This is a genomic window from Streptococcus mitis (assembly GCF_003942995.1).
GTDB lineage: Bacteria > Bacillota > Bacilli > Lactobacillales > Streptococcaceae > Streptococcus > Streptococcus mitis_CV.
In genome coordinates, this window is record NZ_RJOH01000035.1 from 1 (window position 1) to 6,432 (window position 6,432).

The window sequence follows — 6,432 nt, forward strand, 5'->3', positions numbered from 1 at the left end:
CCTTACATCTTTAAATCTCCTTTATTTTGATTTTTCAAATATGAGTATCTCTATGGATATTTACAAATATATAACATTGTCAGCTATCGAATTTAAAAATTCTTGGTCATGTGAAACAATGAATATTATTTTCTTATCGCTTTTACATTCGTTGATCAGATGGGATATGTTCATCATATTGCAATAATCCATTCCACTAGTAGGCTCATCAAAAAACATAAGTTTAGATTTTTTACATAGTACAGATGCAATTGCTACCCTTTGCTTTTGTCCACCTGACAAGCTCATTGGATGACGATCTTTTGATTCATATAAATCAAGTTTTTTCAGAATATTTTCAACATAACTACTTTCAATATTTTTTATTCCAAGACTTACTTCACTTGCAATAGAATCGGTAAAAAGCTGATGATTAACATCCTGCATTACAAGGGATGATATTTTTAGCCTATCTGATTTTGAAAGTCTTTTGCCGGCCAAATAGATTTCATCATTCGATTTTCTTTCTAAGCCTATAAGGCATCTGAGCAAAGTGGATTTACCAAGTCCGTTTGTTCCTACTATGCCGTAAATTTTTCCCATTTCAAAAGAGAGGTTTTTTAAATGCAATTTTTTATCTATGCCATTAAACTTAAATTCAATGTTTTTTACTTCTAAATTTCCCTTATTTTGATTTTCGGGTACTGTAAGTTTTACTCTATTCTTATTTCTTAAACCTAACTTCTTTAGCTTTTCAGACGGTATTTTCATAAAATCTATTTGAGTATATTCCTTTTGTATTTCCCCATCTTTAATCAAAAAAACTCTATCTACAATATCCATTAGATAAAATATTCTATGTTCTGAGATTATAAGAGTTTTCCCCTTATCTTTAAGTTTTATAAGCATTTCTTTTATGATTAAAATGTTATCTTCATCAAGATTTGATGAAGGCTCATCTAAAACAATGATTTCCGTTCCAGATATATAACTTGCAGCAATACATAAAATCTGCTTTTCTCCACCCGAAAGCTTAAAAATATCTCTATTTAAAAGATGTTCTATCGGAAACAAATCCAACATATCATTTAGTCTTTCATCCATTTGTTTTTTTGAAAGTCCTATATTCTCCAAATAGAGAAGTAATTCAAGAGTAGTATTTATATTGAAAAAGTGTGTCTTTGGATTTTGAAATACATTTGATACTAAGAGCGATATTTCGTATAATTCGAGGTTTTTAATATCTTTATTATCAATCCTGATGGTTCCACCCATAGAAGCTCCATCATATCGTACAGCTAACCCATTGATAGAATTTATAATTGAAGATTTTCCGCTACCACTTTTCCCAGTAAATAATACACATTCTCCTTTTTTTACATCTAAAGAAATGTTTTTTAACACTTTAGGAGAATTTCCATAAGATAGAGATAAATTTTCAATTTCTACCATAAAGCTCCTCCTATAACCATAATCAGTATTGAAAGCACATAAACAAAATCAACTGTTTTCGTTTTGACGGATATGTACCTTGTTTTTTTAACAGGATTTTCAATACATTTTGTTTCTGCTGCCTTTGCAATATCATCAGAAATATTAGAAGATACAACAAGTAAAGGCACAATTACATACTCGATGTATGAAATTGGATTTTTAAATGTAATACCTCTTATTTTCATAGCAAGTTTTATATTGTGACTTTCTTCCCTAAATGAAGGAAAAAACCTAAACATTACAGCAATTGGTATAGAAACAGTACGAGGTAAATTCATTTTATCCATTGAGGATATTACACTTCCTACATCCGATGTTTTTAAAAAAAAACTTCCCGCACTAAATGGAAGATAAAACATCTTACATACAGCAAATAGCATAAAAAACATCATTAAAATAGCATCCATATTTCTAATTACATCAAGATTAGGTATCAAAGAAAGAACCCCAAAAAATAATATGTTTTTTAAGGCTTCTTTCTTAAATCCATTCATTAAAAAAAGAAATGAAATAAGAAGCACAATTCCCCATTCAAAATAGGTATTTACTTTATAAAATACAGCAAATCCAAGTGAAAAACTTACTAAAATTTTACTAATTGGATTGGGATTATATGGATTGTCTAAAGAAACGAGCATTATACAATACCAGCTTTTTCGAAATGCTTTTTCAAAAAGACTTTACCGATATATGCGCCGAGTATCCCGCCGACAACAGCACCGATATATACTAATACCATACTTCGATAATTCAAAAGTGCTATGAGCTTCATTATATAATCGTGACCCATACCGCCTGTTTCCGCCAGTTTAATAACCTTGTCTTTAGCCAACAAAACTTGCATAAGGAAACCACAAATCCAAGTGTTGAATACGGCAAATGAGAGCATATTAAATTTAAATGATTTATATTCTCCTTTTTTTCTTAAAAGTTCCGCAATTGCCATACTGATTACAGCATGTATCAATATTACATATGTATTTCCCATTGCAATTGCTAAAAGACTACAAATCAACCCAAGTATAAATAATCCCCATGATTTTTGAACTTTTGCCATAAAGAGCATTATAACTATTCCTGTTATAATGCCTGCCAGTGTAGGGTATGCCAAGTATAAAATCGGTACAATACCAATCATTCCCGAAGCAAACATAAGTACAAAATATATTACTGTAAATACACCTATCGTAACTAAATCTTTAATTCTTAATTTTTCCATTTTTATATTTTCCTTCTAAATAAGTTTTCACTGAATATTTGATTTTCTAAGCATTGCTTTATAAAATTCCGAGCTTTTACAAAGTTCTTCATCTGTCCCTATCGCTTCAATTTTTCCGGCATTTAATAAAACGATTTTGTTTGCATTTCTTATTGTTCTTAATCTATGAGCAATAACAATTGCCGTTTTTTCTTTTATAAGTTCGGATAAAGCCTCTTGAATTAGACTTTCATTTTCAACATCCAGAGATGCTGTAGCCTCGTCAAGCAATATGATTGGTGCGTCTTTTAGTATTGCCCTTGCTATTGAGATTCTTTGTCTTTCTCCGCCTGAAAGTCTTTGTCCGTTTTCACCTATTACTGTATCTATTCCATCCGGCATTTTGTCTATAAATTCATAACATCTTGCTATTTTAGCCGCTCTTATAATCTCTTCATCTGTAGCATCTTTTTTACCGATTTTTATATTATCTTTTATGCTTGAATTAAAAAGAGTAACATCTTGGAAAACGATAGAGAAATTTTTAAGGAGTGTTTCCGGATCAATTTTACCGATGTCCTCTCCCCCTATCAAAATCTTTCCTTTATCTATATCCCAAAATCTTGCAGCAAGCTTGGTGAGAGTTGTTTTTCCGCTTCCGCTTGAACCGATTAGCGCAGTGATTTCACCCTGCTTTGCAGTAAAGCTCACACAATTTATTACAGAATAATCATCATATCCGAAATAAACATCCTTGAATTCAATATCGTAATTTTTAATGTCAATATCTTTTTTGCCTTCTTGAACAGGCGTTGTCTTTATTTCCTTTATTCTCCCTACAACCGCATCAAGAATAACTATCATTGACATAAAGGTGATTATTCCTTCTATAGGAAGATAAATACTTGCTGTAAGCATTAAAAATGCGATATAAACCAGCGCACTTACCTTCCCTGCCATAAGCATGTTGACGCCGATAACGGCAACACTTATAATTCCAAGCTTTAAAATTGCGGTAGCTATTCCTGTAAGTGTTCCGGCAACAACTTCACCTTTCGTCTTCTGTTTTGTGGATGCATTTAATTTTTCAAAAAAATCATTTAACATCCTATCTTCTAAGTTGTAAGATTTTATTTGCTCTATCTGCTCTATATTTTCCTGTAGATTATCAAAAACCTTACGATTATCATCTATCCAGCATTGTACTATTTTTTTCTGACTTTTCTTTGATAAAAATATAATTAGAATAGAAATGGGAATTACCCAAAGGGCTGCAAGTGCAAGTTTCCAATTATAGAAGATAAGCATTAAAGCAATAATACTTGTGGATATAGCCGTTGAATATATATGAGGTACAGCATGAGAAAAAATTGTTTCATATAAGTTCATGTCATTCATCATGGTTTCCGCAAGGTCTGCCAAATCTCTTTTACCAAAATAAGAAAGAGGTAATTTCTTTAACTTTTCCGCTAACTCAATTCTTGAATTTGCACTCTCGTTGTACACATTGGTGTAAAGTCTTACATAATCCCACCTCGCTATTAAGAACATCACAATCATCATTACTACAATTAGTACAATATAATGAACAGAAGTAAAATTGTAACTCTCAATACTTTTTAAAATGCCTATATACTGAAACAGAAACATAAAACCGATCATTGGTGCGAACAATTTAGTTAAATTAACAAGCGTGTGTGAAAATATGGCTTTTTTTAAGTTAAGAGCGCCTTTTTCTGACATCGCATATTTTTTCATAAAATAAGAAACCATATGTTTAACCTCCTATCTTCCAATTTACGGATTTTTGATATTCTTCCCAAAGTTTTTTGTAATGCCCACTCATACCTATTAAATCTGAATGCTTGCCTTCTTCTACAATTTTCCCCTTATCAATAACAAGAATTTTATCCGCATCTACTACTGTAGATAATCTATGAGCAATCATCAATGTTGTCTTGTTTTTTGATAGCTTCTTAAAAGACTCTTGAATCAAATGTTCATTTTCAGGATCTGCAAAGGCTGTAGCTTCATCTAAAATGATAATATCTGCATCTTTCAAAAAAGCTCTCGCTATAGAAATCCTTTGAGCTTCTCCTCCTGAAAAATATGTGCCTTTAGTTCCGTAAACAGTATCAAGTCCTTTATCTAAATTTTCAATAATATCTTTAGACCCTGAATTGATTAAGGCATTGTCAATTTCTTCATTAGTTGCATCAGGCTTTCCGATTAAAAGATTATCTCTTAAACTCATTTTAAATAGTTTAGAGTTTTGAAAAACAAAAGCAATTTTTCTCATTAAAGCCTCTTTTTCAAAATCTTTTATATTAATTCCTCCAATATAAATTTCACCTGTTTTAATATCGTAAAATCGTGCAGCAAGCCTTGCTNTAGTAGTTTTACCACTGCCTGACGATCCGACTAAAGCAACTCGTTCTCCTTTATTCACCTTAAATGAAATATCGTCTAATACATTTTCATCTTCATAAGAAAAGCTTACATTTTTAAACTCTATCCCAACATCAGAACTTGTTTTATTTCCATAAACAAAATCATCAAACTCAAGTATATTCTCAATTTTATCTAAAGCAAGTTCCGCAAAATAACTGGATTGTGTAATCGTCGCAGTTCTCATAATAAAAGTAGCAAATGCCGGTCCTATTAGGAAGTAAATAACAGAATCTGCAACTACATTAGATAAGTTTCCATTAAATTTTATTAAGAGTAATGCCACAGGTACCAAGAAAAATGCCGTCGATGTAGAAACGGTTTCAAACCACGACATTTTATTCATATAACTCATAGTAAGCTTAAGTACATTGTCTTTTACTTTTATGATTAACGAATATAACTTATCAAAGCTCTCAACACTTTGTGCAAATGTTTTAACAACAGGAATTCCTCGAACATATTCCACTGTCTGAGAAGATAAATTGGAAAGTCCTGCATAATACTCATCTTTCATTTTTTTTGTTTCGGCTGTCATCATAGATGACATCAATGTCATACCGATAATCATCGGTATCATACTGGCAAGTCCTAACTTCCAGTTAAACACGAAGAAAAATACAAGTAGGACGATTGGCGATATAATGGTCATCGCCATATCAGGAAGTTGATGCGCTAAAAAAGAATGGGTTTCAGACGCTCCGGACACAATTACATTTCTTATCCTTCCGCTTTCTTTGTCATCGAAATACCCAAGCGGTTTGTTTATTAGTTTTGTTACGGAAGTCTTAATAATGTTATCTTCTACTTCAAATGCAAAAATATGGGATAAAATTAAACCTATTAGGTATATGAATAGCCCCAGACCGGCAAAAACTGCTGCATAAATTGAATTTTCCTTTACATAATCAAAATTCACCATCCCATTTAAAATTAAGTTATTTACAATTCTATGAATATATACCATAGGCATCAAAACCATGACACCTGATACAGCAGACATAACCATAGCAATATAGAGTAAAAAACTTTTTTTACCACCGTAAGCCTTTAGTCTTTTCAGTATTGATTTCTTCTTATTCTTCACTGAACAACTCCTCCTTTTTCTTAAAATTAGCAAACCCTATAAATAGCCTTTTTAGACTGATTTTAGAGGCTTGTTTTCAAACTCTTTTGCAATACGCATAGTTTTTCTTGTTTTTATCAGTTATTTATTATATAATAAATGAGGATTTCAATCAATTAGATATGGCTAAATAAGTCTATTCGGGATAATGTCTATTCGGGATAAAATATAAAGCACGGAGGTATAA

At 31.4% G+C, this 6,432-nt stretch carries 5 protein-coding genes; all 5 read right to left on the reverse strand.

Annotation, left to right across the window (positions count from 1 at the left end; genetic code table 11):
- Positions 1-60 precede the first annotated feature (60 nt).
- From D8836_RS10895 to D8836_RS10915, 5 genes are read right to left on the reverse strand one after another with little or no spacing between them, the layout of a single operon-like run.
- Positions 61-1,431, reverse strand: a complete 1,371-nt coding sequence (locus D8836_RS10895) for an ABC transporter ATP-binding protein (protein WP_070481752.1) — start codon at positions 1,429-1,431, stop codon at positions 61-63.
- Positions 1,425-2,114, reverse strand: coding sequence for an energy-coupling factor transporter transmembrane component T family protein (locus D8836_RS10900; protein ID WP_219335869.1), 690 nt, complete (start codon positions 2,112-2,114; stop codon positions 1,425-1,427). Before D8836_RS10900 ends, D8836_RS10895 begins: the two co-directional genes overlap by 7 nt.
- Positions 2,111-2,698, reverse strand: coding sequence for an MptD family putative ECF transporter S component (locus D8836_RS10905; RefSeq protein WP_049510000.1), 588 nt, complete (start codon positions 2,696-2,698; stop codon positions 2,111-2,113). The genes D8836_RS10900 and D8836_RS10905 overlap by 4 nt, the downstream gene beginning before the upstream one ends.
- A 21-nt stretch (positions 2,699-2,719) precedes the next feature.
- Entirely contained in the window at positions 2,720-4,444 is a 1,725-nt protein-coding gene (locus D8836_RS10910; protein WP_125393984.1) for an ABC transporter ATP-binding protein, read from the reverse strand.
- A gap of 4 nt (positions 4,445-4,448) precedes the next feature.
- Entirely contained in the window at positions 4,449-6,128 is a 1,680-nt protein-coding gene (locus D8836_RS10915; RefSeq protein ID WP_474104101.1) for an ABC transporter ATP-binding protein, read from the reverse strand.
- Positions 6,129-6,432 lie beyond the last annotated feature (304 nt).

Excerpts from the sequence above, each read along its gene's own strand:
- D8836_RS10895 (WP_070481752.1), bottom strand. The coding sequence starts at position 1,431 with ATGGTAGAAATTGAAAATTTATCTCTATCTTATGGAAATTCTCCTAAA.
- D8836_RS10910 (WP_125393984.1), bottom strand. The coding sequence starts at position 4,444 with ATGGTTTCTTATTTTATGAAAAAATATGCGATGTCAGAAAAAGGCGCT.